At 65.2% G+C, this 24,387-nt stretch carries 23 protein-coding genes and 2 pseudogenes; 15 read left to right on the forward strand and 10 right to left on the reverse strand.

What is annotated here, in order from left to right; translation table 11 throughout:
• Positions 1–48 precede the first annotated feature (48 nt).
• Complete coding sequence (locus AC1RQC_RS14170; protein WP_492374485.1) at positions 49–2,040, reverse strand: PhoX family protein; 1,992 nt, start codon at positions 2,038–2,040, stop codon at positions 49–51.
• A gap of 292 nt (positions 2,041–2,332) precedes the next feature.
• On the opposite strand from AC1RQC_RS14170, the gene AC1RQC_RS14175 reads away from it, so the two are divergent.
• Complete coding sequence (locus tag AC1RQC_RS14175; RefSeq protein ID WP_492374484.1) at positions 2,333–2,944, forward strand: IMPACT family protein; 612 nt, start codon at positions 2,333–2,335, stop codon at positions 2,942–2,944.
• Positions 2,941–3,255, forward strand: a complete 315-nt coding sequence (locus AC1RQC_RS14180) for a 2Fe-2S iron-sulfur cluster-binding protein (protein ID WP_492374483.1) — start codon at positions 2,941–2,943, stop codon at positions 3,253–3,255. Before AC1RQC_RS14175 ends, AC1RQC_RS14180 begins: the two co-directional genes overlap by 4 nt.
• 13 nt (positions 3,256–3,268) lie before the next feature.
• Here the strand turns inward: AC1RQC_RS14180 and AC1RQC_RS14185 are convergent, their stop codons facing one another.
• The 4 genes from AC1RQC_RS14185 to AC1RQC_RS14200 form a co-directional block, all read right to left on the reverse strand.
• Positions 3,269–4,378: an extracellular catalytic domain type 1 short-chain-length polyhydroxyalkanoate depolymerase gene (locus AC1RQC_RS14185; RefSeq protein ID WP_492374482.1), complete on the reverse strand. Its 1,110-nt coding sequence runs from the start codon at positions 4,376–4,378 to the stop codon at positions 3,269–3,271.
• Between the two features lie 259 nt (positions 4,379–4,637).
• Positions 4,638–5,393, reverse strand: a complete 756-nt coding sequence (locus AC1RQC_RS14190) for a sulfite exporter TauE/SafE family protein (protein WP_492374481.1) — start codon at positions 5,391–5,393, stop codon at positions 4,638–4,640.
• Positions 5,394–5,400: 7 nt separating this feature from the next.
• Positions 5,401–5,775, reverse strand: a complete 375-nt coding sequence (locus AC1RQC_RS14195) for an antibiotic biosynthesis monooxygenase family protein (protein WP_492374480.1) — start codon at positions 5,773–5,775, stop codon at positions 5,401–5,403.
• Positions 5,776–5,802: 27 nt separating this feature from the next.
• Positions 5,803–6,927 carry a cytochrome P450 gene (locus AC1RQC_RS14200; protein ID WP_492374479.1) on the reverse strand — a complete coding sequence of 375 codons (1,125 nt, stop codon included), beginning with the start codon at positions 6,925–6,927 and terminating at the stop codon, positions 5,803–5,805.
• 231 nt (positions 6,928–7,158) lie between these two features.
• Here AC1RQC_RS14200 and AC1RQC_RS14205 point away from each other — a divergent pair, with 231 nt between their 5' ends.
• The 3 genes and pseudogenes from AC1RQC_RS14205 to AC1RQC_RS14215 all read left to right on the forward strand — a co-directional run.
• On the forward strand, positions 7,159–7,602 hold the full coding sequence (locus AC1RQC_RS14205; RefSeq protein WP_492387235.1) for a MarR family winged helix-turn-helix transcriptional regulator: 444 nt from the start codon (positions 7,159–7,161) through the stop codon (positions 7,600–7,602).
• A 168-nt stretch (positions 7,603–7,770) separates the two neighbouring features.
• Positions 7,771–8,217: a hypothetical protein gene (locus tag AC1RQC_RS14210; RefSeq protein ID WP_492827947.1), complete on the forward strand. Its 447-nt coding sequence runs from the start codon at positions 7,771–7,773 to the stop codon at positions 8,215–8,217.
• A 104-nt stretch (positions 8,218–8,321) separates the two neighbouring features.
• Positions 8,322–8,586: pseudogene (locus AC1RQC_RS14215) on the forward strand (OB-fold nucleic acid binding domain-containing protein); the annotation flags it as partial.
• 442 nt (positions 8,587–9,028) lie between these two features.
• Here the strand turns inward: AC1RQC_RS14215 and AC1RQC_RS14220 are convergent.
• A complete protein-coding gene (locus AC1RQC_RS14220; RefSeq protein ID WP_492883749.1) occupies positions 9,029–9,478 on the reverse strand; it encodes a hypothetical protein in 450 nt (149 codons plus the stop codon).
• A gap of 590 nt (positions 9,479–10,068) precedes the next feature.
• On the opposite strand from AC1RQC_RS14220, the gene AC1RQC_RS14225 reads away from it, so the two are divergent.
• The 3 genes from AC1RQC_RS14225 to AC1RQC_RS14235 all read left to right on the forward strand — a co-directional run bounded on the left by AC1RQC_RS14225 (position 10,069) and on the right by AC1RQC_RS14235 (position 11,454).
• Positions 10,069–10,512, forward strand: a complete 444-nt coding sequence (locus AC1RQC_RS14225) for a GNAT family N-acetyltransferase (RefSeq protein ID WP_492374475.1) — start codon at positions 10,069–10,071, stop codon at positions 10,510–10,512.
• 185 nt (positions 10,513–10,697) lie between these two features.
• Positions 10,698–11,036 carry a hypothetical protein gene (locus AC1RQC_RS14230; RefSeq protein ID WP_492374474.1) on the forward strand — a complete coding sequence of 113 codons (339 nt, stop codon included), beginning with the start codon at positions 10,698–10,700 and terminating at the stop codon, positions 11,034–11,036.
• A gap of 106 nt (positions 11,037–11,142) precedes the next feature.
• Entirely contained in the window at positions 11,143–11,454 is a 312-nt protein-coding gene (locus AC1RQC_RS14235) for a PXPV repeat protein (protein ID WP_492374473.1), read from the forward strand.
• Positions 11,455–11,797: 343 nt separating this feature from the next.
• Here the strand turns inward: AC1RQC_RS14235 and AC1RQC_RS14240 are convergent.
• A pseudogene (locus AC1RQC_RS14240) lies at positions 11,798–12,283 on the reverse strand (GGDEF domain-containing protein); the annotation flags it as partial.
• 806 nt (positions 12,284–13,089) lie between these two features.
• Here AC1RQC_RS14240 and AC1RQC_RS14245 point away from each other — a divergent pair.
• Complete coding sequence (locus AC1RQC_RS14245; RefSeq protein WP_492811040.1) at positions 13,090–13,779, forward strand: ArsR/SmtB family transcription factor; 690 nt, start codon at positions 13,090–13,092, stop codon at positions 13,777–13,779.
• A gap of 79 nt (positions 13,780–13,858) precedes the next feature.
• Positions 13,859–14,368, forward strand: coding sequence for a DUF6630 family protein (locus AC1RQC_RS14250; protein ID WP_492883751.1), 510 nt, complete (start codon positions 13,859–13,861; stop codon positions 14,366–14,368).
• A 33-nt stretch (positions 14,369–14,401) separates the two neighbouring features.
• On the opposite strand, the gene AC1RQC_RS14255 is transcribed toward AC1RQC_RS14250, so the two are convergent.
• On the reverse strand, positions 14,402–15,331 hold the full coding sequence (locus AC1RQC_RS14255) for a LysR family transcriptional regulator (protein ID WP_492827958.1): 930 nt from the start codon (positions 15,329–15,331) through the stop codon (positions 14,402–14,404).
• Positions 15,332–15,567: 236 nt separating this feature from the next.
• On the opposite strand from AC1RQC_RS14255, the gene AC1RQC_RS14260 reads away from it, so the two are divergent.
• From AC1RQC_RS14260 to AC1RQC_RS14270, 3 genes are all read left to right on the forward strand, one after another.
• Complete coding sequence (locus tag AC1RQC_RS14260; protein ID WP_492827960.1) at positions 15,568–16,293, forward strand: TetR/AcrR family transcriptional regulator; 726 nt, start codon at positions 15,568–15,570, stop codon at positions 16,291–16,293.
• Entirely contained in the window at positions 16,290–17,684 is a 1,395-nt protein-coding gene (locus AC1RQC_RS14265; RefSeq protein ID WP_492883753.1) for a carotenoid oxygenase family protein, read from the forward strand. Before AC1RQC_RS14260 ends, AC1RQC_RS14265 begins: the two co-directional genes overlap by 4 nt.
• An 81-nt stretch (positions 17,685–17,765) precedes the next feature.
• Entirely contained in the window at positions 17,766–18,347 is a 582-nt protein-coding gene (locus AC1RQC_RS14270; protein ID WP_492374468.1) for a hypothetical protein, read from the forward strand.
• A gap of 174 nt (positions 18,348–18,521) precedes the next feature.
• Here AC1RQC_RS14270 and AC1RQC_RS14275 read toward each other — a convergent pair whose 3' ends face one another.
• The gene (locus tag AC1RQC_RS14275; protein ID WP_492883755.1) at positions 18,522–19,610 is read right to left on the reverse strand and encodes a Zn-dependent alcohol dehydrogenase; all 1,089 of its coding nucleotides are present in this window, start codon (positions 19,608–19,610) and stop codon (positions 18,522–18,524) included.
• A gap of 157 nt (positions 19,611–19,767) precedes the next feature.
• Positions 19,768–20,658, reverse strand: coding sequence for a mechanosensitive ion channel family protein (locus AC1RQC_RS14280; RefSeq protein ID WP_492883757.1), 891 nt, complete (start codon positions 20,656–20,658; stop codon positions 19,768–19,770).
• 264 nt (positions 20,659–20,922) lie between these two features.
• Between AC1RQC_RS14280 and AC1RQC_RS14285 the strand changes: the two genes are divergently transcribed.
• Positions 20,923–22,458: an amino acid permease gene (locus AC1RQC_RS14285; protein WP_492387236.1), complete on the forward strand. Its 1,536-nt coding sequence runs from the start codon at positions 20,923–20,925 to the stop codon at positions 22,456–22,458.
• Between the two features lie 91 nt (positions 22,459–22,549).
• Positions 22,550–24,220, forward strand: a complete 1,671-nt coding sequence (locus AC1RQC_RS14290; RefSeq protein ID WP_492375619.1) for an amidohydrolase — start codon at positions 22,550–22,552, stop codon at positions 24,218–24,220.
• The last annotated feature ends 167 nt before the right edge of the window (positions 24,221–24,387 follow it).

A 24,387-nucleotide genomic window follows, 5' to 3' on the forward strand; every position in this document is an offset into this window, starting at 1 on the left:
AAGTCATCGGGGGCCCAACAAAGCGCCGGGGTAACAGCTGTCCCGCGCTTACGCCTTAGTGGTCTTGACGCTCGTGGTATCGGCCGTCAGGTACCCGACGGCGGCGCCAAAGCGGTCCTTGTAGTTGGCGCGCACCAGCGGATCCAGCGTAGCCTGGACCTTGGCGTGCAGGCCGCTCCAGTCGCCCGCGTGCTGGAAGTTGTTCATGATGTAGGTCCAGCCGTTGAGCTCGTCCACCGCATGCAGGCCGGTGGATTCCGCGCCAGCCGGGGTCGAGAGCACGCGCGACAGCCTCTTGGTGTCTACGTTGTAGGCCCACAGGAAGTTGTTGACGTGCTGGCCGCTGTCCTCGCCGATGAACAGGGTGCGCAGCTTTTCCGAGAACTTGAGGTTGTCCGGGTTGGCGATCTGGTCCGGATCGGCGGTGTTGCCGAGTGCGTCCGCGCTGATGTCCTTGCCCACGATCAGCGCCTTGGTATGCACCGGCACCCATTCGCTATTGATGGCGGCGCCGCCCAGATCCTTCTGGCCGCCGGCAAGATTGTGCTGCATCACGCCGCCGGCGTTGAGCGGCGCGGGGATCGTGATGTTGCTCTGTGCGTTCCAGCCCTTGGCGTTGTTGACGACCATCGAGTCGATCATGTTCTGCAGCGCGGAGTAGGCCACCTTGTCCTTGATATTGACGGTGGTGCCTTCCATCTTGGTGAAGCCCATGCTGCCGCCCTTGAGGTAGGCGTAGCGATGGGTTTCCAGGAAGGCCGCGGCCTTCTCCTTGCCCGGGTTGACCTTGATCCAGTTGGCGGTGCCGCCAACGAAGATCTTGGTGAAAGTGGGGTCCGAGGGGTCGACCGTGCGCACGTCCATGATGTCGGTGGGCAGGTTGGACTTGGCCATGGCCTCGACTTCGGCGCTGGTGGCGTGTCCCAGGTTGACCCACGTCAGGTCGGCACCGGGGGCGGCCGGGTCGATGGAGAAGCCCGCGCCCACCTTGGCCACGTACAGCGTGCCGGCGGACAGGTCCTTCTCCTTGTCGGCCACGAACATGAACAGGCCGCTGTTGGTGGCGTCGTCGCCCATCAGCACCGTGCGGTTGTCCGGCATCACATGCACCAGCTCGTGCGAGATGCGGCCCATGCAGAAGTGCTTCTTGATGCTGGCGGTGCCGTCGGCATTGACCGTGACTTCAGGCATGTGGCCATAGAAGTACGGGTTGGCCACGACGCTTGCGGTGCCGAGCAGGTTCTTGCTGAACGCCAGGAACTGCGCGTTGGTGCTGGCCGTGAAGGCGTCCGGCTCGTACTCCTCGCTCGACAGGTGGGTGTTCCACGGCGACAGGCTGGCGCCGCAGGTAATCCACAGGCCATTGACCGACGAAGTATCGACGTTGTGGTACTTGACCAGCGTCAGCTTGCCGGTGGCGGGGTCCTGGTCCAGCGTCAGCACGCCGATCGGGGACGGCAGGCGGCCGTAGGCGCTCGCGCCGGCCTGGTCACGCGTGGTGTACTCGAACTGGACCACGGCGAAGACCGTGTTGCCCTTCACGCCGGCCACCTTGGCGCCGTCGATCTTGAGCAGCGAGGTGCCGTCGGGCGAATCGGAGTAGAACTGGCGTTCCTTGCCGGCCACCGATTTGTCGATGATCGGCTGGTTGTTGATGTCGAAGTAGCCGCCGGCGAGGATGCTGCCGCCCTTGCCATCCGGGACCATGTCGCCGGTGATGAAGAAGGGCTGGTAGGCCAGCTTGTAGGTTTGGCTGCTGCCGTCGCTGAACGATACCTTCAGGCTGGAACCCACCGTGGTGGTAGCCATCGCGGCCGCGTTCGTCAGCGCGGGCGCGGCCATGCCGGTGAATTCGGCGGTCGTAAACGTAGCGCCGGCAGGCGTGACGGGCGTCGGCGCCGGAGCCGTTGCGGCTACTGCGTCGCCATCGCCACCGCAACCGACCAGAAAGGCGGTAGCGCCAAGGCCCAGCGGCAGCATGGGGGCGCCAGCCAGGAATTTAAGCGCCTTGCGGCGGGATGCGTCCGGTTTGTCGAGCATTCTTCTTTCCCGTTTCGTTATGTGAAGGATTAGGCGGCGCGCCATGCGCGCTGCCATGCAGCGCGCTCGTGGGGACAACCGCGCGGCGTTCAGGCCGATGCGTATCCTATGAATGATTTGTTACAGCTTGTTTAAACTGACTGAACTTGCAGACATCCAGGAGGCCTCTCGCACAATCCGGGCGGCCGGGCCGGCTGCGGTACACTGGCGCAGGCCCCAATCCGGTGCCCCGATTCCTTTAGCTTTCAGCCCGCCGGCGCCGCGCATCGCGCGCCGTGACGCGGCCCAACCCGTGCCGACCTACACCCTCGCTTCTCCCGTCCAGTCAGACCTGGAAATCCGCAAGAGCCGCTTCATCGGTTTTGCACTGCCCGTGCCCGACCGCGCCGCGGCCATGGCCGAAGTGGCGCGCCTGCGCGCCGACCACGCCACCGCCACCCATGTCTGCTGGGCGCTGCTCGCGGGGGGCCAGTCGGGCATGTCTGACGACGGCGAGCCATCCGGCACCGCCGGCCGGCCCATGCTGGAAGTGCTGCGCCACCATGAGCTGGAAGGCGTGCTGGCGGCCGTGGTGCGTTATTACGGCGGCGTCAAGCTGGGGGCGGGCGGGCTGGTACGCGCCTATACGGACGCGATTGCGGTGGCGCTCAAGGATGCGCAGCGCATCGAGCGCATCGCCTATGCGGAGCTGGTTGTGGAGGTGGACTACGCCGACGAAGCCCGCGTGCGCCGCTGGATCGAGCAGGAGAGCCACGAGCTGGCGCATGCCGAACACAGTGCTGCCGCCCGGCTGACCATTCGGCTGCCGGCCAGCCTGCTGGCACCGGCCCGGGCCGCGCTGCGCGACGCGACCCATGGCCGTGCGCGCTTTCCCGAAGCGGACGAGGGGCAAGCGCAGTCATGAGCCGCGACATCACCGCAGCCCCGGTGGTCCCGGCAGCGTTTGTCGCCCGCCTGGAGCCGCAGGGCAGCACCTTTCCCGCCCTGCCCACGCAGACGCTGCTCGAAGCCGCGTTGCAGGCCGGCCTGAAATTCCCCAGTTCCTGCCGCAACGGCACCTGCCGCACCTGCCTGTGCCGGCTGGCCGCCGGGCGGATCGGCTACCGCATCGAGTGGCCGGGCGTGAGCTACGACGAGCGCGACGAGGGGTTCATCCTGCCGTGCGTGGCGTATCCCGAGAGCGACGTGGTGATAGAAGCGCCGCAATTGCCCTAGCCAGGCACAGGCGTCAGGCGGCCACCTTGCGCACCCGCCTTGGCGCGGCACGCTGGCGCGCCGCCAGGCACTGCATGAAGAACTGCCACGCGATCCGCAGTGCATCCGGGCCGGACGGATCGGCAAAGGCCTGGCTGGACGGGCCGCCGCTCCACGCGTGCCCCAGCCCTTCTATGCGCACCAGCCGGATGTAGGGCTCGCCCTCGCTCGACCAGGGAAAGATGCTGTAGGCACGGCGCTGCCCACGCTGGACCCGGCGCGGCTTGGCCAGCACGGGCGGCTGCGGCAACAGTTGCTGCCAGAGGGCAGCGCTGGCCAGCGCGTTATCGAAGTGCACCACATGATCGGCATCGCCGTGCAGCAGCAACAACGGCGGCGGGCGGCGCCCCGCTAGTTGAAACCGCGCCGCGTCCACATCCGGCTGGCCCTTGCCGTGCATCACGCGCGCCGCCTGCGCGGCGTTGGACGCGCTGAGCGGCACCGCCCCGGAATGCGAGCCGACCGCGACAAAACGGTCCGGGTAGCGCAGCCCCAGTATCACCGCCATGGCCCCGCCCGCCGACAAGCCGAGCGCGAAGACGCGTTCGCGCCGAACCGGCTGCTGCTGGCAGACATGCTCGACGATTGACATCAACAGGCTGGCCTCTGCCACCACGCGCGCCGCGGAGCGGAACCAGTTCCAGCAGCGCTGGGCGTTGGCCTGCGACGATTGCTCCGGCATCAGCACCACGCAGCCCGCGCTGCGCGCCAGCGTAGCCGCGCGGGTGCAAGCGGCAAAGCTGGCCGTGTCCTGGCCACAGCCGTGCAGCAACACCAGCAAGGGCGCGGGACGCGACGCGCTCACGCCCGGTGGGATAAACAGCCGGTAACGGCGCTGCACGAGCGGCCCCAGCCCCCAGCTGCCTTCCTCCCAGCGTCCGCCGCCACGGCTGACCGGCGTTGGCACCGGCGAGGCAACGCCGGTCAGCACGCGCTGCGCCGCCTTGCTCATCGCCTCGCCCTGCCTGACCGCTGAACGGATCGCGGACTTCGTGACCGTGCGCTGCGCACGCCGGACATTGCGGGTGGCGATCTTGCTCAGGGTATTCCAGAGCTTGGTGCCGCTGCGATTGCGTCGTGTCATCGGCGATATGCCATTGGCGGCATCTCCAGCGCGGGGTTGCGGGAATGCGCGGCCTGCGGTGCGCATCCGGCTTGGATGCGCGGTGTTTCGCCGCGGCGCAGCAGCCAGTATGCCGCGCGCAAGGACGTGCTGTCAGCCCGATTGCGTGCAAACCGCGCCACGTGGGCGCATTCCTACAGCACGACGCGGCACGCATCCGGCAGCGGCACCGGCGCGTCGCGCGCAACCCCGAGAGAATGCGCCTTCGCCTCCATCCCGATCAGAACAACCCGCGCAGCGCCAGCTCGGCCCCGAGCAGCAGCAGCCCGCAAAAAAACAGCTTGCGAAAACGCGCCGCGCTGATGCGATGGCGCAGCCACTGGCCGATGAACATGCCGGCCAGCGCCGGCACCAGCGCCAGCAGCGACGCCCCCAGCACCGGCGTGTGCAACAGCGCGCCATGCATCGCCAGGCTCACCGCGAGCGCGATGGTGGACACCGTGAACGACAAGCCAAGCGCCTGCACCAGCGTCTCGCGTTCCAGGCCCAGCCCCTGGATATACGGCACCGCCGGAATCACGAACACGCCCGTGACCGCCGTGATCGCACCGGTGACCACACCGATCAGCGGCGCCAGCCAGCCCTCGGCGGCCGGCGGCACCTTGGGGTGGAAAGCCACCAGCCCCAGCACCGCGTACAGCACCAGCGCCGCGCCCAGCCATGCGGTGGCATGCACCATCAGGCTGGGCGGCAGCAGCGCGGCGGCCAGCCACGTGCCCACGCAGATCGCGGCCAGCAAGGGCCACATCCGCCGCGCCAGCTCTCCAAGCCGCGGCCCGGTGTAGAGCTGAACGACGTTGGTTACCATGGAAGGCGCGACCAGCAGCGCGGCGGCCTGCGCAGGCGGCATCGCCAGGCCCAACAGCCCTACCGCCACGGTAGGCAGCCCAAGCCCCACCACGCCCTTGACCAGGCCGGCAAGCAAGAAGGTAAAGCCGATCAGCGTGGCCTGCCCATTCAGGAAAGTCGACTCCATGCCGCCCTCACCGGGCCGGCGACGCGGGCGCCGCAATGGGTGCGTGCACGGCGCGGCTGTCCGCCGGCGCCTCGTCGCGTTCTTTCAGGCCGTAGTCGCGCAGCACATGCGCCACGCGCAGCCGATAGCCCGCGAACACGCCGCCCCGCCCGGCCGACTGCGCCAGCCGGTGCTCCTCGGTATTGCGCCACGCCATGACCGCGGCCTCGTCGCGGAAGAAAGACAGCGACAGCAGCTTGCCCGGATTGGTCAGGCTCTGGAAGCGCTCCACCGAGATAAAGCCGTCGATGGCCTCCAGCGTGGGCCGCAGTTGCGCGGCGATCTGCATGTACGTGTCCTTGCGGCCCTCGGCCGGTTCGACTTCGAAGATGACTGCGATCATGGTGGGGTCCTATTGATTTGACTTGCTTCACAGAAAATGCGGAATGCGCGCGTTGACCGAGGGCCGATAGCGGAATGCGCGCGCCAGCGGCGCCGGATCCGCACCGCGCGCCAGCAGCGCGGCCACCACGGCCTGCGCCACCGTGGACGCCAGCGCGTCGCCGGGGCAGGCGTGGTGGCCGCGCCCGAAGGTCCAGGGCGCAGGCGTCGTCGCCTCACTCTGTTCGAGCGAGGCGGCCGCCAGCACGACCAGCACCGTATCGCCCGCCATCAGTTGCGCACCGCACAGGCGGACATCGGCGGCCAGGAAGCGCCGGGTGTTCTGCACCGGCGGATCCTCCCGCAGCACGCGTGCGGCCACGCAGTCCAACGCGGGCAGCTCTCGCCCATGGGACGTATCCCGGCCCAGGCGCAGCAGCATGTTGCCGACCAGGCCGGCGGTGGCCTCGCATGCCTGGATCAGCAGGCCGATCGCATTGGTTGCGATGATCTCCCGCGCCACGCCGGCGGCAAGCGCTTCCTGCACCAGTGCGTCCAGCGGCGGCGCGGATGACAGGCTCGTGCGCATCCAGGCCTGGAGCCATGTGGCGGCCTCGCTCCCCGCGGCAATCTCCTGCGCTGTCGCCAGCGGCGACATGGCCCGCGCGAAGGCTGCCACCTGGCCCGCTACGCCGGGCTTGCCGGCCACCGGCAGTCCAAGTGCATCAGCCACCGTCAGCACCGGCAAGGTGAACATCCAGTGGTTCACGGCGGCACCGGGCCGGACGGCGTCGAACGGCAGATCCCGCGCCAGCGCCAATACCCGCGCGCCCATGCCGGCAAACGCCAGGCACGCCATGCGTTTGCGCAGCACGCCCTTGAGTGGCGCATGCCAGTCCCCATCGTTCATGCGGATCAGCCCGCCGAACAGTGCGCCGGCCGGGCTGCCCGCGAGCGCCGGCGGCACGGCTTGCGCGGGCGGCCGCACGCGGCAAGCGGGATGGGTCAGCACGGCCTGCACCTCGGCCGCGCCGGCGGCAACCCATAGCCCGAGCGTTTCATCGCGATAGAACGGCCGCTGCGCGGCAAGGGTGCGGTAATACGGCGCCGGATCGGGGTGCGTCACGGCGCAAAGCGGGTCGGACGGCATCGGCATGGCGGTCGGCAAGGGCATGGGGAGGCGGATCGAGAGCACACAAGCAGTATGCCGTCGCGCGCCGCGCGACGTTTCATGACGATGTGAAATGTGGAATGCGGACAGGGGCAGCAAAGGCGGGGGATGTCACGTCCACCATGCCCGCCATGCGCCCGCGCCAAGCGGTACGGGCGTTTGACAATTCACCCCATCATCGTAAACTGGTTGTCAATTACGAGGACCTTCATGCGAATTCAGAAGAGCGAACAATTGACCAGCATCGTCCTGTCGGTGTTTCAGCTCAACGGCAGGCTCCTGGCCTGGGGCGACAGCTTCGTGGCCCCACTGGGATTGACTAGCGCGCGCTGGCAAATGCTCGGCGCGCTTGCGCTTGCCGGCAAATCACTGACCGCGCCGCAGATCGCGGCCAAGATGGGCGTGACCCGGCAAGGCGCCCTGAAGCAGCTCAATCTGCTTGCCGATGAGGGCTTCATCGAAGCGCGTCCCAACCCCCTGCACAAGCGCTCGCCACTATACGTGCTCACCGAGCGCGGCCAACGCACCTACCGCACGGTGGACCAGCAGTGGCGGGAGCACGCGGCCAAGCTTGCCACCGCGTTCAGCGCGGCCGATCTGGAGGCCGCCGCCAGGGTGGTCGAGGGGCTTGCTGCGATGCATGCCGAGGTCGACGCCGAAGTGGACGCCGGCGCATAGCGCACACGCGCCTGGGAAAGCACGATCATAGGGGGGCGACAGCAGCAGGCGCCTGGCATGCTGGTGGCGTCGCGCCTCCTTGCATTCTTCTGCCGAACCCTATATTGACAACTAGTTTCCATTTATGGAAACTAGTTGTCAATACTTGAAAGCAGAAGGAGGAGATCCATGAAACCGATCGTGCATGGCATCGCCGGCAGCGTGGCAATGCTGACCGTAGCCACCTTCTGGATGTCGACGGTCATCTCCGAGGCGTTCTTCGACCACGCTGCCGTGGCGCTGGTCAAGCAATGTGTGGTGTACGGGCTGGTGCTGCTGATTACGGCCATGGCCGCCACCGGCGCGTCCGGCTTTGCCCTCTCCCGGCACAGGCGGGGCCGCATCGTGCACGCCAAGAAGAAACGCATGCCCCTGATCGCCGCGAACGGCCTGCTGATCCTGTTGCCCTGCGCGCTCTTCCTGAGCGCCAAGGCGCAGGCCGGCGAGTTCGACACGTTGTTCTACGTCGTCCAGGCCATCGAACTGGCAATGGGTGCCTTGCAGCTGACCCTGCTCGGCATGAGCTTTCGTGACGGTATGCGGCTGGCGGGCAAGATGAAGCTGAAGGCGCGATGAACCTGCGTTAGCCGCGCCATCTCTCTTGCGTCCTTGCATGAAGACAGGCTAAGGCCTGAGGCCGCCGTTTAGCGAGGAATACCGGAGATCACCTTTCTTTCCACGCACGCGGCTGTGCGATGGCCATTGCGATTCAAAACCCTGGCACGGCCAAAGGCGTCGTCTTTCTGACCCTGGAAGATGAGACCGAACCCATTGATGTCATCGCTTGGCCATCGGTCCTCGAGAGGCAACGCCGTGAAGTACTGACCGCCACGCTCGTCGGCGCATATGGCAAATGGCAAATGGCAGTGTGACGGAGAGGTTCGACATCTCATTGCGCAGCACCTCGTCGACCTATCACCCATGCTGGGCAGTCTGGCTACATGAAGCCGGAATTTCTGCTGAGTTCCTAAGTCAAGGGCACAACGGAGCTATTGCGACCTATGCTCCCATAACTGGCGACACGCGCAGGCCGATGCCGTTCTATCGAATGCCGAGGATGAATGGCTAGAGTTTCGGTTGCAACGAAAGCGTCAAATTCCGCGTTAGTCGTGTCCATGGTATCCGTGGTGCCCGTGGCCCCAATACCCGTATCCACCATAGTACCCGCCATCGTATGGCACCACGACGCAACCACCGAGCAGTGTGGATGCGACAATTAGTAATGCGAGAAAGGCTTTCATGACGCTTCCCTCATCTTGAACAAGCGCGGAGAGGCCAGGCTGGGCCTTCCAGCAAACTGGCGCTCTCCAAAAAGCTCCTGCACTCGAGCTTCGTCGCGCTGGCCTTTGCCTTGGCGACGTACCCCCGTCCGCTCGATGGGAGCAGCTTACTGCTTCTTCGTCTTGTCTACGTTGGCGCTGGTTGCAGCCTTCGCTGCGTCGGCCTGCGCCTCCGGCTTCGGAATATCTACCTTGGCCTTCGCCTTGTCGACATCATTCTTTACTTCAACCTTCGCCTTACCACCCTCGGTATTGGCGGCCCCCATCTTGCTCGCCTTGTGGTGGGTGCCCTTGGCGGCGGACTTATTGGCGTCAGCTTTTACATCAGCCTTCTCCTTGCCGGCGCTGGCCTGGGCCTTTGCTACATCGCCCTGCGCGCTGACACCCTTCTTGTCCTTGTCGGCATTTGCCTGCGTGGCGCTCTTTTCCTTGACGACCTTTACCTGGTCTTTCATCGCCCTTGCTTGCGGCTGAGTCGCGGAAGCTGGCACACCAGCCTGAGCGAAAACGGTACCGACGAGGGCTGCAGAGGCGAGAGCAGCGAACAGCTTCTTCATGACGTGAACTCCTGAGGATTTTTGAGCGGCTCGGCAATGCGCCGTGCTTACCGGTAGAAACGGTACTGTCCCGACCCGAGTTGACTCAAAACTCGTGACAATCCGTAAGTTCTGAAACAGGTAAGCCGAAGTCGCGAGCGTGGACGGAAGCGCCTCCACAGCCCAATGGGCACTACAGCCTGTTCGAGAATCACGTTGACCGGAAGCCAGTGCTGAGAGGTAGCCGCTACGCTCCGGCACCTGTCTGCGCCCCATCGTTGGGCGTCATAGTCCCCCCGTTCCTGCGTTGGTTGCATACCCCGGCGAACGGTGGGGCGAGTTCGGCGAGAACACGATTGTCATCAGCAGGTAGCCGGAGCTTGCGTGGAAAAAACCGCACCGCGAGTAGCCTCACAATCGCTTACAAGTCGATTGCATGTTCGATGCTAGGTTTAGCACCATGACTGTCGACGGTGGCGCATGACCATCGCGCTGTTAGCGCCGTTAGCGCTGTTAGGTGACAAAGAAAACAAACATATGCCTTTAGTAATACGCGAGCGTGCCGCAGGCTTGTCCTAGCCTAAGGAAACGCAAATTGGAGTCACTTCATCATGTTGACCGACGTTCACCTACGCTCGGCCTCTCACTCGGACTTGCAGCAAATCGTTGCATTGCTTGAGCGCTGCAGGCTACCTGCCGCAGATGTTGTCGAAATTATCGAGAACTTCCACGTCGCCCTGTGTGATGGCCGCGTCGTTGGCTGCGCAGCGACAGAGCCCCATGGACAGGCCATCCTCTTCCGCTCCGTAGCAGTTGAACCCGCATATCGCGAAAGAGGCATCGCCAGCCGATTGGTTGAGGCGCTCTTGATACGTGCACGCGGCAATGAAGTACGAGACGCCTATCTCCTCTCCACTGCGGCCCCAGCCTATTTCGCGCGTTGGGGATTCTCCCTTATCCCTGCCGAAGAAGCGCCACCGGAAGTCACGGCCTCAAGAGCATTTCGACGTGCTATTCAAACGTCCGCACTCTGCATGCGGTGCGAATTGCGCTAGCGCGGAGACGGCCAGATTGACGGCCCCGTTACCTCATCCTGCACGATGGCGGCGTGTGTAGCTGCGGCCTCATCGACTTCCGGCACCCCAGCCTTGTTACAGGTCGTAACCCCTGTATTAGTTCACAAGTACCCTCGCGCCCAGTGGCGGTATAGAGTGCCGGTAGAAACGTAAGGAGCATTATCATGCAAAAGGCCTTGGCCATCTGCTTGCTGGCTGCAGGTGCCGCCCTTACCTCCGGCGTCGCTGAGGCGCGTGTGGATGTGGGCATTGGGATTGGCCTTCCCGGGCCAGCGTACGTGGTTCCGCCGCCTCCCGTTTATTACCCGCCGCCTCCCGTCTACTATGAGCCGGCCCCCGTTTATGTTGAACCGCAGCCGATTATTGTTGCACCCGGCTATTACGGCGATTGGCGCGCTCGTGCGTGGCAAGAGCGGCAGTGGCGAGAAAGGCGTTGGCGCGAGCGTGAGTGGCGCATTCACCATCGGGAGTGGCGTCGCTGGCATGATGGGGAGGAGGATTGAGCCACGCCCAAATGCTCGCCTCGAAAGAGCGAGTTAGCAATCGTCATCCAAGGGACGAGGTTGCATCCGTAGAATGGCGACCGCGAAAAGCCAGGAGAAATCGGGAATGAAGCGCCGTGCAATCGGTAGGGCCATTGTCGGTACGCTGTTCGTCGTCGTCTCGTCGGCCTTTGCCGCAGCGAATGTCGACATTGGCGTTGACGTTCCTGGTGTTGCACATGCGGAACCCACCCCAGTTTATGTTGCGCCCCGGCCTGTCTATGTTGTTGTTCCAAGCTCGCGATACTCACCCTATAGGGGTGAAAGCGAACAACGGGAGGAATACTGGAGTGAACGGAGGTGGCGCGAACAGGAAGAGCATAGCGACCAAGGCCATCGCAGCCGTGAGGAACGCAGCCAACACGAAAACGAAAGCTGACACTGCTCACCAGACCGAAAAAAGCCCGCGGGGTATTAGCCAGGCAGGCATAAGAGGTAGTCTATTTATTTCTTGAAGGACGAACTTGTGCCCGAGATGAACTTGTTGCACTTCTTGTGAATCGAGTTGATTTCCGCCTTTGTGCTCTGGTTCAGCACGACGGCCTTCAAATCCGCTTCCGTTCTGCCGCCGCTAATTTCGTGTTGCGGTCTGGTTCTCGCCCTTCTTGGCTAGCGTCGCACTGTCCACTACCGCCTTCGCCCCCTCGGACTGACACGCTCAAACACAACGGGCTCCATTCCCGTCAAATCTTGGTACAGCTTGAGGCTGACCGAAAGCCGCGTTACATTGCGACTACGCGGTTGCGGCCTCCAGCCTTCGCGCGATAGAGACGCTCGTCAGCGGCGCGCAGAATCGCGTCGATTGTGCTACCGTCGCGCCCGAACTGGGAAACACCGATGCTGACAGTGAGCGTGACCCCGACCTTGCGCCCAATCGCGCTTTCGAACACGGCGCATTCTATGGCTGACCTAATGCGCTCGCCAATCGAACAAGCGAACCCCAGGGCAACTTGAGGTAGCAACACCATGAATTCCTCTCCGCCCACACGGGCTACGCCGTCATACGGCTGGATTGCATCGAGGCATTGCTGCACGAACCCCTGCAGGACTTTGTCGCCGACCTGATGTCCATAGTAGTCGTTTATCTGCTTGAAATTATCCAGGTCGAGCGCGAGGAGAGAAAACGGTGCCCCCTCTCGCTTGGCACGCGCAATTTCGGCGTCGACACGCTCGATGAACGAGCGGCGGTTCGCCGCTCCGGTGAGTGGCAATAAGGTAAGCTGGGAGCAGTGCAAAGCCGACAACCAAAAAATGTGAATACGCTTTGGTCACGAGATGGATTGCTGGCGCCGGCTCTTCAATGATTGTGCTTGCGCTCATGTGCTTTCTCCCGGTTGCCTCTCTGGAATCACGTACTTTCGCTGGTACCGCTTCCTCCCAGGGGCCCTCGGTGTCTCTTCTACGTCCAGCCTGGTCTCCTTTTGCTCCGCATCCAAGAATTCTGCAATTCGCTACCTTCTATCCGGCTTCGTCTCAACCGGGGGCTCTAGTATGCAGGCTGGCAATGCTGGTGAGGCAGGCACGATGTAGGTGCGAGAAAGAACCCCATCGGCCGGGAGTGAGGGGAGGTCCCCAATCGCAAAGATAGTCCAGCGATTGGCTCTCACGGCTTCCTTGTTTGCAGTTCTGATTGAAACTCCATCGAACTCTATGGCAGAGTGCGCCGCCGGGTCGGCCCTCGTCGTTGCCGTAACATTTCTGCCATCTTTTGAATTTCGAGTGGGTGGCGTGAGACATCAAGGGCGCGCGCGAGCTCGGCGGAGCTAACCCTATATAGCGACCCTAGGCGAGCGGTCGTGGAGTCGTCGTGACCGTCACAAAATGTCACGAATAAAGCACTTTGTCTTCGATGGAACCTGTACAAAAGACATTCCGGAAGTTCTTTGATGTTTCTGCAAGCGCTTTAATGTCGCTGGAAGGGTTTTAATGTCTTGCAAGCACATTGAAGTCCAAGGTCCACCCGTCGCCCACCGACAGTCTATACTGCATTCGTTGCTTCACTGCGGAATGAACTATGGAATACGCTCCCAGCATCAGCCAGATGGCCGGCCTGCTTGCCGACCCGGGACGCGCCGCCATGTTGTGGGCGCTGATGGACGGCAGCGCCCGCCCGGCCGGCGAGCTTGCGGCCATCGCCGGCTTGTCGGCATCGTCCACCAGCGGCCACCTGGCGCGGCTCAGTGAAGGCGGCCTGCTCGCCGTGCAGACGCGCGGGCGCAATCGATACTACCGGCTCGCCACGCCGGAGATCGGCGTCGCCATCGAGGCGCTCGCCAGTGCATCGCTGGCCAGCCAGCCGCCGCGCGTGCGCGCGGTGCCCGCGTCGCGTACCGCGCCGGCGGCCTTGCGCCAGGCGCGCACCTGCTACGACCACCTGGCGGGCGAGCTTGCGGTTTCCCTGTTCGAGCGCATGTCGCATGCCAACTGGATCGTGGTGGACGGCACGTCTGTGGACCTCACCGACGGCGGCAGTGCGGGCATGGTGCAGCTTGGCGTGGACCTGGATCTCGCGCGCCGCAAGCGGCGGCAGTTTGCCTGCACTTGCCCTGACTGGAGCGAGCGCAAGCCGCACCTTGGCGGCGCGCTTGGCGCGGCGCTGCTCGATAGCATGATGGCCAACAGCTGGATCGAGCCCACGACCACATCGCGCGCGCTGCGCGTGACGCCGCGCGGGCAACGCGAGATCCTGCGCATTGCCGGCTGAGCGCAGGCTCATCCGTGGACAACACCATTTCCGATTTCAATGCGCCGAGCCGGCGCCGCACTGATGGAGGACTGATGCAATGAGCGACGAACTGAGTAACGAGGCGCGCGAGGCGCTCTGGCGCCTGATTGAGCTGATCGACTTCGACGACGCAGCCATGGTGGAGAAGCACCAGATGCTGTTCGACGAAGCCCTCGCCAACTCGGACGACGCGGATGTGGTCGAAGGCCAGGAACTGCTCTGGATCCTGAAAGACGTGATCGACTGGGAAGCGGGCTTCTACGTGGACTGGAAAGACGCCTCATCCTTCATCAGTTGCATGGACGAGCTGTGCGCCAGGGTCGATATCGAGCTGGACTGGGGGGTGGAGGATCCGGAGGATGAGGAGTTCCTGGAGAAAGCCAGCGTGCCGGAGCTGATGGAACTGGCTCATGAGCAGTTGCGGCTGGCGGGCATCACGCTCTGGAACTGGAACACCGATGGCGATGCCTATGCGGGCTGGATCGCCCGCGGCGAGGATGATGAAGAAATGACCACCCTGGCCGAAACGCTGGGGCTGGAGATCAGGACCGGCGACCAGGCATATTGAGGCTGCCGAGCTGGCCCGGGTCGCGCCGCGGCCTCAGCCAGTGATCCCCACGCCAACCGCGCCCTGCCGATCCGTGGCACCCAAGGTGCGCTCCAGCACATCGAGAAATGCCCTGACGCTGGCCGGCATCAGCTTGCGCGCGGGCATCAGCACAAACACCTTCAGCGGCGACGACGTATACGCCGGCAGCACCCGCACAAGGCGCCCCTGATCCAGCTCATCCTGCGCGTAGCGTGGCGAGAGCCGGGCCACGCCAAGGCCGTCGGTGGCGGCTTTCAGGCGGATCTCCGCGCTCTGCGTGCGCATGCGCGGCTCCACCGCCATGCTGGCCACCTCCACGCCATCGCGCTGGAACTCCCAGCGCCGGTCCTCGGCGTCGCCCAGCATGGGCCAGCCGGCCAGCTCCTGTGGCGTGCGCGGCAAGCCTCGCGCGCGGATCAGCGATGGCGCGGCAAAAAAGGCACGCTCGATGCGCACCACCCGCTTGCTGGCAAAAGAACTGTCGTGCAGGCCGGTAGTCGTCATCACAAAGGCCAGGTCGTATCCTTGCTCGACCAGGTCGGGCTGCTCCCAGCTCACGTCGACCTGCACGCGCAGCTCGGGATGCAGCCGCAGCAACTGCGTGAGGATGGGCGAGATGTGCAGGGAGCCGACCTCGTAGGGCGTGGAAATGCGCAGCGTTCCACTGACTTGCTCACTGACCGACACCGCCTCGGCGCTGATTTCGCGCAGCTCGTTAAAGAGGGGCGCGACCCGGTCGTAGAGTTGCTGGCCCCGCTCGGTCACCCGCACGCGGCGCGTGGTGCGCTCGAACAGGCGCACGCCCAGCTGCACTTCCAGCCGCGACACCGCCGCGCTGGCGGATGACTTCGGCACGTCGGCCAGATCCGCCCCCTTGGTGAAACTGGCGCCCTCCACCACCCGGCAGAAAATCTCCCAGTCCTTCCATTCGATCGTCTTCATTCGCCATCCCCGTGCCACGTGGCGCGCCTCGTGAGTCGTGCGCGTCAATGTTGGGGATTGTCCCATGCGGCGAACAATGACGCGCGGGCGACTAGCGGGCAGAGTTGCCTTCAATTCTTTCCTTGACTATTTACATCGTAAATCTACACTGTAAATTATCGTTGCCGAAGCAGCATCGCGGCAGAAGGCGACATGCTTCAATCAGCACACACACTGATCGCCTCACCCCACCAGACATGGCAAGAAACCTCACCCAGGAAGAGATCGACGCGTTCAAGGCCCGCCTGTGCGCGGTAGCGGAGCGGCGCTTCGCAGAAGGCGGCGTAGCCAGCGTGAGCATGCGCCAGCTCGCCGAGGAACTGGGCTGCAGCCCGATGACGCCCTACCGTTACTTCAAGGACAAGGACGACATCCTGGCCACGGTGCGCACCGCCGCGTTCGACCGTTTCGCCGCCACCCTTGAAGCCGCCGGCGCCAGCGTTGCCGAGCCGCGCGAACGCGCGCGCGCGGTGGGCGAGGCCTATCTCGCCTTTGCCTTTGCCGAGCCCAATGCTTACCGGCTGATGTTCGACATGACCCAGCCGGACGACGACCGCTACCCCGACCTGGAGCGCGCCGGCTCGCGTGCGCGCCGCACGATGAGCGCGCATCTGGAGACCATGGCGCAGCGCGGCCTGATCCATGGCGACCCGCAGGTGCTGAGCTATGTGATCTGGGCCTCGATCCACGGGCTGGTGATGCTGCGCCTGGCCGGCAAGCTGCCCGGCGACCCCGATTTCCGCGTCATCCACGCCGAGATGTTGCGGCTGCTGGCTGCGGGCATGCGCGCGCCCATGCCCGAGGCCAGGTTCGATGCGGATCACGAAGCAGGTCACGAAGCCGATAACGAACCTGTTAACGAACCCGCCCCCCCAGCTACGCCAAAGCCAATCCGGCAGCAGCGCAAAAGGAGCTCCCAATGAGCCAGCCGTTCCCGTCCACGCCCTATCTCAGCGGCAACTTCGCCCCCATCCTGATGGAGTGCGATGCGCCCGACCTGCCGGTGCTTGGCGAGCTGCCGCGCGCGCTGCGCGGCACGCTCTACCGCAACGGGCCAAACCCGCAGTACGCCCCGCGCGATGCGCATTACCACTGGTTCATCGGCGACGGCATGGTGCACGCCTTCCACATTGAAGACGGCCGCGTGCGCTACCGCAACCGCTGGGTACGCACCAACAAGTTCCAGCGCGAGCAGGCCGCGGGGCAGGCGCTGTTCGGCAGCTGGGGCAACCCGGCCACCACCGATCCGTCAGTGCTCGGGCAGAACGACGGCGTGGCCAACACTAATATCCTCAGCCACGCCGGCCGCCTGCTGGCGCTGGAAGAAGCCGACCTGCCGGTGGAGCTGGACGCCCAGACCCTGGCCACGCGCGGCGATGTCGACTACGGCGGCAAGCTCACCGGCGCGATGACTGCGCACCCCAAGGTGGACCCGGTGACCGGCGAGATGGTGTTCTTCGCGTACTCGGCCGATGGCCCCTTCACCCCCGGCATGCGCTACGGCGTAGTGGATCGCAACGGGCAGCTGCAGCGCCTCGAACACTTCGAAGCGCCGTTTCCCGGCATGGTCCACGATTTCATGGTCACGCAGAAGCATGTGCTGTTTCCCATCCTGCCGCTGGCCGGCAGCATGGAGCGCGCCATGCGCGGCGAGCCGGCCTACGCGTGGGAGCCGCAAAAGGGCTCGCACATCGGCATCATGCCGCGCAATGGCGGCACCGTGCAGATGCGCTGGTTCCGCGGCGAGGCCTGCTACGTGTTTCACGTGATGAATGCCTGGGACGCCGGCAACAAGGTCATCGCTGACGTGATGCAGTATGAATCCTCCCCCATCTTCAATCCCGACGGCAGCGGCAGCGGCGCTCGGCTGTGCCGCTGGACCTTCGACATGGCCGGCAAGTCAGACACGTTCACGCGCGAATACCTGGATGACACGACGGGCGAGTTCCCGCGCTTCGACGAGCGCTTCTCCACGCTGCCTTATCACCATGGCTACTACGCGTTCCGCCAGTACGAGAGCAGCGAGCGTGGCAGCTACGACAGCCTGGCCCACCTGGACCTGCGCAGCGGCAAGCGCGCCACCTGCCAGTTGCCCGAGGGCGATGCCTTCTCCGAGCCGGTGTTTGTGCCGCGCGCAGCCGACAGCGCCGAAGGCGATGGCTGGCTGCTGGCCACCGTCTACCGGGGCGCGCAAGCGCGCAGCGACCTGGTCGTGCTGGATGCCGGCGCGGTTGCCGATGGGCCGGTTGCCACGGTACAGCTTTCGCACCGCGTGCCGTTCGGCTTTCATGGCAACTGGTGCGGCGCGGACTGATCCCGCAACAAGACACGCATCGACATCCACTGCCTGGCGACCGGGCTTGGTCCGGGCCGCAACCAACCCAAGGAGAGCAGCATGGGAATACTGATTGGCTTTGCCCCGTTCGTCGCCTTTTTTATCGCCATGCGGTGCATCTCGCCGCTGGCCGGCCTGGCCGCGGCCTTCGTGGTCTCGCTGTTGCTGTGCCTGCGCATGTGGCGGCGCGGCGAATCGCTCAAGGTGCTGGAGCTGGGCAGCCTGGCCCTGTTCGCGCTGCTGTTGCTCTATACGGTCAGCGCCGCGCCGCAATGGACGGTGGCCACGGTGCGGCTCGCGGTGGATGCAGGCCTGCTGGCGATCGTGCTGGTCTCGCTGGCGATCGGACGCCCGTTCACGCTGCAATATGCCCGCGAACAGGTGCCCAAGGAATACTGGGAATCGCCGCGCTTCCTGGCGGTGAACCGACATATCACGCTGGCGTGGGCCGCCGCGCTGGCGGTGATGGTAGCCGCCGACGCGGCGGCGGAATATGTCAGCACCATCCCGTTGTGGGTCGACGTGGCGGCGACGGTGGCTGCGTTCGCCGGCGCCGTCATCTTCACGGTGCGCTACCCGGAAGCTGTGCGGCGGGCGGCCGAGGCAGCGGCGTCGGCCACGCCGGGCCGGCCGCTGGCATAGCCGGATAGCCACCCGGCCCCACAGGCTTCTGGTGCGTTTGTCCCCGATCTGTGGCGAATTTCCCGCACGGAGAGCGGGAGGAGCTTTTGCCATGAAGCCAAGCACCAGTGCCGGCCTGTTGCGAGCGCGCGCCGGCGTGGCGGGGAAAACGGCGGCCCAGGCCGCCGCAGGGCTTCAGTGCTCGAACATGATCACGGAGCGCGCCAGTTCACCGCGGCGCAGTTCGTCAAAGGCCTCGTTGATGTTCTCCAGCGGCATGCGGCGCGAGATCAGCTCGTCCAGCTTGAGCTTGCCCGACAGGTAGAAATCGACCAGCCGCGGCATGTCCACCGGGAAGCGGTTGGAGCCCATCATTGAGCCTTGGATGCGCTTCTCGGCCAGGAAGTCCGTGCCCTTGATCTCGATCTTCACGCCTGGCGCGATCATGCCGATCACCGTGGCGGTGCCGCCGCGACGCAGCATGGAGAAGGCTTGCTCGGCGGTCTGCTTCAGGCCGATGGCTTCGAACGCATGGTGCACGCCGCCACGGGTCAGCTCCCGCACGGCTTCCACCGCATCCACGTCAGCCGCGTTGATCACATCGGTCGCGCCGAATTGCCTGGCAAGCTCCAGCTTGCCAGGCACCCGGTCGATCGCGATGATGCGGCCCGCGCCGGCAATGGCCGCGCTGTTGATGGTGGCCAGCCCGATGCCGCCGCAGCCGATCACCGCCACGGTCTCGCCCGGGCTCACGCGCGCGGTGTGGATGACCGCGCCCATGCCGGTGGTCACCGCGCAGCCGATCAGCGCGGCGCGGTCCAGCGGCATATCGCGGCGGATGGCCACCAGCGCGTGCTCGTGGATCAGCATCTGCTCGGCAAAGGCCGACAGGTTCAGGAACTGGTTCATCGGCCCGCCCTTGCCCGCCAGCAGGCGCGGCTCCTCGCCCTCGCGGCGCTTGGTGTCCGGCTCCACGCACAGCGACAGGTGGCCGGTCAGGCAGTGCTCGCAATGGCCGCAATAGGCCGACAGGCAAGTGATCACGTGATCGCCGGGCTTGACCGTGCGCACTTCGGAACCCACCTGCTCGACCACGCCGGCCGCCTCGTGCCCAAGCACCACCGGCATCGGGAAGGGATAGGCGCCATCTAGAAAATGCAGGTCCGAGTGGCAAACGCCCACCGCCGCCGTGCGCAGCAGCACCTCGTGCGGGCCCGGCTTGCCAATGGCGACGTCTTCGATCACCAGCGGGGTCTTGGGTTGATGCAGGACAGCGGCTTTCATGGGTCTCCTCGTTGTTCGATCTTGTTCGGCACAATTCGCTAAGATTCCCGTCCCCGGCAACGGCGGCGGCACGGCTACCATACAACCGAAACGCCGTTCAGTGAAGCCATAAAACAGCGCCCGCCCCCGGCCTGCCGCCCGGCCACGCGCCCGAGGATCAGGAATGCGACGCCGCCTTGTCCTGTTGCGCGGGCGCCGGCTCCGCAGCAGCAGCAGCAGCAGCAGCGGCCGGTTCCGCATTGCGCCGCTGGTGGTACTTGCGCAGGATCTGCTGCGCAATCGACAGCCGCGAGCCCACCGGCACCGGGAACCGCACCAGCGCATCGAGCCGGTCCGCCGCCATGGCTTCGAACATCACGCGCGGCTCGAACTGCGAGAGATCGAGAAAGCGCGAGCCGCCGTATTCCTCCAGGCTGTGCCGGGCCTCGGCCAGGAAGCCGGCGCACACCTCTTCCGTGATCGCGATCAGGTCGGCCTCGACGCGGTCCGGGTCGCTCTTCTCCGGCAACGGAATGCGCAGCGTGTCCAGGGTGTACTTGCCCGCCTGGGAGTGGTTGCGCACGGCGACTGTCAGCAACATGCTGTTGGGAATCTGCACCGTGGAACCAGTGAACTGGCGCGCCCCGGCAATTTCCACCAGCGTGGTGGTGAGCGCGTCCATGTCCACCACCTCGCCGGAATGCGGGCCAATCTCGACGATATCGCCAAGCTGGAAGGGGCGCGCCATCATGCGCAGGAAGGCGCCAAGGAAACACATCACCAGTTCCTTGCCGCCGATCACCAGGGCCACCGCGAAGGCGGTCAGCGAGATCGCCACGCTCTTGAGCTCGGACACCCAGATGCCCAGCAGCAGCAGGAACACCACCGCGGCAACCGCATTGCGCGAGGCCACGGTCCAGGTGCGATAGCTGCCGCGGTTGTCCTTGTCCCCCTGCTGGCGGGCCTGGAAAAAGCGGTTGATGAACTTCACTGCCAGCATGCCGGCCAGCACGATGCCGACGCTAAGCGCGATGTGTAGAAGATAGCTGTCGTTGAAGGGCAGGTTCATGAGGATCGGTCCGGATACCGCGAGGATGCAAACCCCAGATTCTAGCCATGCCGCACCGCAACCAGGGCAAAACCCGCCGCAGCCCCGCCCCGCGCCTTTCCCCAGGCGGCTTTTTCTCTTATGATGCCGCCCAATGTACCAGCCGGTAAATGTACTGCCGTGCATCCTGCCTTGTGCTGGCCGGGCCCGGTCGGATGCCGGCAGCGCCAGTCAATGCGGGCCACGCCGGCACATCCTGCTTCCGCGCTCCAATTCCTCTTATCCATGACCAGCCAGCAACCCGCACCCCACCCTCCACCACCCGCCCTGCGCCGCACCTTGCGCGCGCGCCATCTCACCATGATCGCCATCGGCGGCTCGATCGGCACCGGGCTGTTCGTGGCCTCCGGCGCCACCATCGCGCAGGCCGGCCCGGGCGGCGCGCTGGCGGCCTACATCCTGATCGGCGCCATGGTGTACTTCCTGATGACCAGCCTGGGCGAGCTGGCGGCGTACATGCCGGTGTCGGGATCGTTCGCCACCTACGGCGCGCTCTACGTGGAGGAAGGCTTCGGCTTCGCGCTGGGCTGGAACTACTGGTACAACTGGGCGGTGACCATCGCCGTGGAACTGGCTGCGGCGCAGCTGGTGATGCAGTACTGGTTTCCGGATACGCCCGGGCTGCTGTGGAGCGCCTTGTTCCTCACGCTGATGTTCCTGCTCAATGCCATCTCCGTGCGCGGCTTTGGCGAGGCCGAATACTGGTTCGCGCTGGTCAAGGTGGTGACGGTGATCGCGTTTATCGTCATCGGCGTGCTGATGATCTTCGGCATCCTGCGCGGCGATACGGGCGGCGTGCCGGCCGGGCTGGTGAACCTGACGGCAGGCGACGCGCCCTTCGTCGGCGGCCTGCCGGCGATGATCGGCGTGGCCATGATCGCGGGCTTTTCCTTCCAGGGCACCGAGCTGATCGGCGTGGCCGCCGGTGAATCGGCCGATCCCGCCAAGAACATCCCGCGCGCCGTGCGCCAGGTGTTCTGGCGCATCCTGCTGTTCTACGTGCTGGCGATCCTGATCATCGGCATCCTGATTCCCTACACCGATTCCAGCCTGCTCAAGAGCGATGTGGAAACGGTGGGCGTGAGCCCGTTCACGCTGGTGTTCCGCCATGCGGGACTGGCATTTGCCGCCGGAGTGATGAACGCGGTGATCCTGACCGCCGTGCTGTCGGCCGGCAACTCCGGCATGTACGCCTCCACCCGCATGCTCTACAACCTGGCGACCGAAGGCCGCGCCCCGCGCATCTTCGCACGCCTCACGCGCAACGGCGTGCCGCTGGCGGCACTGCTGGCCACCACCGCGGTGGGCGCGCTGTGCTTCCTGACCTCCATGTTCGAGAGCAAGTCCGTCTACCTGTGGCTGCTGAACCTGTCGGGCATGACCGGCTTCATCGCCTGGCTCGGCATCGCCATCAGCCATTACCGCTTCCGCCGCGGCTTTGTCGCGCAAGGGCTGGACCTTTCCCGCCTGCCGTATCGCTCGCCTTTCTTCCCGTACGGCCCGATCTTTGCCTTTGCGCTGTGCCTGATCGTCACGCTGGGCCAGAACTACCAGGCCTTCATGGACGGCAAGATCGACTGGGTGGCAGTGACCGCCACCTATATCGGCATCCCGATCTTCCTCGCCATCTGGCTAGGCTACCGCCTCGTACGCAAGACGCGCTTCGTGCGCTACGCGGACATGCAATTTCCGCCGCTGCCGCCGGCCCGCGGCACGCAGGCAACCGGTTCCGTCTTTCCCGCCACGGCGACCGGCGAATAAAGAGCAGTAAGCAGTAAGCATCCTGAGAACACATAAGAAAACCAAAGCGCTGTACTACAGCCGCAGTACGACAACAACAAGGAGAGTTGACTTGAAACACGCGATCCACAAGAGCCTGCTGGCAGTGGCCGTCGGCTTCACGATGTCGGCCCACGCCGCGCCTACGCTGATCGAATCCGTGCAGGGCTACACCTTGAAGAACGACCAGGTCGCCAGCTTTTCCGGCCTGGTGTTCGACCAGGGCAAGGTGCTGGCCACCGGCGACGCCACCGCGCTGCGCGCGCAGTACCCCGATGCCAGGCGCATCGACGGCCAGGGCAAGACCCTGCTTCCGGGCCTGATCGACGCCCACGGCCACGTGTTCCGCCTGGGCTTCAAGACCACCGAGATCTCGCTGTCGGGCACCAAGGACCTGGCCGAAGCGCAGGGCATGATCCGCGCCTACGGCGACAAGAACCCGCAGCGCAAATGGCTGCTGGGCTACGGCTGGAACCAGGTCAACTGGAAGCTGGGCCGCTTCCCCACCGCCGCCGAGCTGGACGCCGCCGTATCGGACCGCCCGGTGCGCCTGGTGCGCGTGGACGGCCACGCCGCCTGGCTGAACACCAAGGCCATGCAAGCCGCCGGCATCACGCGCGACACCAAGGACCCGGCGGGCGGGCGCATCGAGCGCGACGCCAACGGCAACCCCACCGGCGTGCTGGTCGACAAGGCCATGGCGCTGGTCAACAACGTGATCCCGCCGTACTCGGACGACGACCGCCGCGCCGCGCTGGCCGCCGCGCTGGCGCACATGAACGCGCTCGGCCTGACCGCCGCGGGCGACGCCGGCGTGACCGCGCAGGAAGACCGCATCTACCGCGAGTTCGCCGACCAGGGCAAGCTGACCACGCGCATCTACGGCATGATCCGCGACACCGGCGACGACTTCAAGGCGCTCTGCGCCAAGGGCCCGCTCTCCGGCTACGGCAACGACCGCTACTACCTGCGCGCGGTCAAGCTGTACGGCGACGGCGCACTCGGCAGCCGTGGCGCGGCGCTGATGGCGCCGTACTCGGATGACCACGTGCACAGCGGCCTGCTGTTCATGAGCGACGCGGCCATGCAGGCGAGCGTCAAGATGGCGATCAAGGCCGGCTACCAGGTCAACGTGCACGCCATCGGCGACGCCACCAACCACCAGGTGCTGGACGCGATTGAGGTCGCCTACAAGGAAGTCGGCGGCCGCGAACTGCGCAACCGCATCGAGCACGCCCAGGTGGTTGCGCTGCCGGACATCCCGCGCTTCAAGCAGCTCGACCTGATCGCTTCGATGCAACCCACCCATGCCACCAGCGACATGAACATGGCTGAGGACCGCATCGGCAAGGAACGCATCAAGGGCGCCTACGCCTGGCAGACCATGCTCAAGCAAGGCACCGTGATTGCCGGCGGCTCGGACTTCCCGGTGGAATCCGCCAACCCCTTCTACGGCCTGCATGCGGCGGTCACGCGTACCGACCACGAAGGCCGCCCGATCAAGGGCTGGCATCCGGAGGAAGCCATGACCCTGACCCAGGCCTTCCGCGCCTTCACGCTGGACGCTGCTTACGCGGAGCACCAGGAGAAGACGCTGGGCTCGCTGGAGCCGGGCAAGTGGGCCGACTTCATCCTGATCGACCAGGACCTGTTCAAGGTGGCGCCGGCCGAGATCTGGAAGACCCGTGTGACGCAGACGTGGGTGGCAGGTGAGCGCGTGTACGCGGACGCAAGCGCACGTTGATGTTGATGTGCTGAATTGCCGAGTGCCATGGCGTGTATTCGTCGCCGTGGCATGATCGAGAGGCCGGCCCTGCGCCGGCCTTTTTTCATGCGCGCTGCTTCTTCACAGTGCGTGTTGCAAACAGAAGACAGAAAACACCCATTGCCCGCCCCGCCGGGCGGCAAGCG

The organism is Cupriavidus sp. GW822-FHT03E04, from assembly GCF_058801495.1.

Excerpts from the sequence above, each read along its gene's own strand:
- AC1RQC_RS14170 (WP_492374485.1), bottom strand. The coding sequence starts at position 2,040 with ATGCTCGACAAACCGGACGCATCCCGCCGCAAGGCGCTTAAATTCCTG.
- AC1RQC_RS14180 (WP_492374483.1), top strand. The coding sequence starts at position 2,941 with ATGAGCCGCGACATCACCGCAGCCCCGGTGGTCCCGGCAGCGTTTGTC.
- AC1RQC_RS14185 (WP_492374482.1), bottom strand. The coding sequence starts at position 4,378 with ATGACACGACGCAATCGCAGCGGCACCAAGCTCTGGAATACCCTGAGC.
- AC1RQC_RS14190 (WP_492374481.1), bottom strand. The coding sequence starts at position 5,393 with ATGGAGTCGACTTTCCTGAATGGGCAGGCCACGCTGATCGGCTTTACC.
- AC1RQC_RS14195 (WP_492374480.1), bottom strand. The coding sequence starts at position 5,775 with ATGATCGCAGTCATCTTCGAAGTCGAACCGGCCGAGGGCCGCAAGGAC.
- AC1RQC_RS14200 (WP_492374479.1), bottom strand. The coding sequence starts at position 6,927 with ATGCCCTTGCCGACCGCCATGCCGATGCCGTCCGACCCGCTTTGCGCC.
- AC1RQC_RS14210 (WP_492827947.1), top strand. The coding sequence starts at position 7,771 with ATGAAACCGATCGTGCATGGCATCGCCGGCAGCGTGGCAATGCTGACC.
- AC1RQC_RS14220 (WP_492883749.1), bottom strand. The coding sequence starts at position 9,478 with ATGAAGAAGCTGTTCGCTGCTCTCGCCTCTGCAGCCCTCGTCGGTACC.
- AC1RQC_RS14225 (WP_492374475.1), top strand. The coding sequence starts at position 10,069 with ATGTTGACCGACGTTCACCTACGCTCGGCCTCTCACTCGGACTTGCAG.
- AC1RQC_RS14230 (WP_492374474.1), top strand. The coding sequence starts at position 10,698 with ATGCAAAAGGCCTTGGCCATCTGCTTGCTGGCTGCAGGTGCCGCCCTT.
- AC1RQC_RS14235 (WP_492374473.1), top strand. The coding sequence starts at position 11,143 with ATGAAGCGCCGTGCAATCGGTAGGGCCATTGTCGGTACGCTGTTCGTC.
- AC1RQC_RS14245 (WP_492811040.1), top strand. The coding sequence starts at position 13,090 with ATGGAATACGCTCCCAGCATCAGCCAGATGGCCGGCCTGCTTGCCGAC.
- AC1RQC_RS14250 (WP_492883751.1), top strand. The coding sequence starts at position 13,859 with ATGAGCGACGAACTGAGTAACGAGGCGCGCGAGGCGCTCTGGCGCCTG.
- AC1RQC_RS14255 (WP_492827958.1), bottom strand. The coding sequence starts at position 15,331 with ATGAAGACGATCGAATGGAAGGACTGGGAGATTTTCTGCCGGGTGGTG.
- AC1RQC_RS14260 (WP_492827960.1), top strand. The coding sequence starts at position 15,568 with ATGGCAAGAAACCTCACCCAGGAAGAGATCGACGCGTTCAAGGCCCGC.
- AC1RQC_RS14265 (WP_492883753.1), top strand. The coding sequence starts at position 16,290 with ATGAGCCAGCCGTTCCCGTCCACGCCCTATCTCAGCGGCAACTTCGCC.
- AC1RQC_RS14270 (WP_492374468.1), top strand. The coding sequence starts at position 17,766 with ATGGGAATACTGATTGGCTTTGCCCCGTTCGTCGCCTTTTTTATCGCC.
- AC1RQC_RS14275 (WP_492883755.1), bottom strand. The coding sequence starts at position 19,610 with ATGAAAGCCGCTGTCCTGCATCAACCCAAGACCCCGCTGGTGATCGAA.
- AC1RQC_RS14280 (WP_492883757.1), bottom strand. The coding sequence starts at position 20,658 with ATGAACCTGCCCTTCAACGACAGCTATCTTCTACACATCGCGCTTAGC.
- AC1RQC_RS14285 (WP_492387236.1), top strand. The coding sequence starts at position 20,923 with ATGACCAGCCAGCAACCCGCACCCCACCCTCCACCACCCGCCCTGCGC.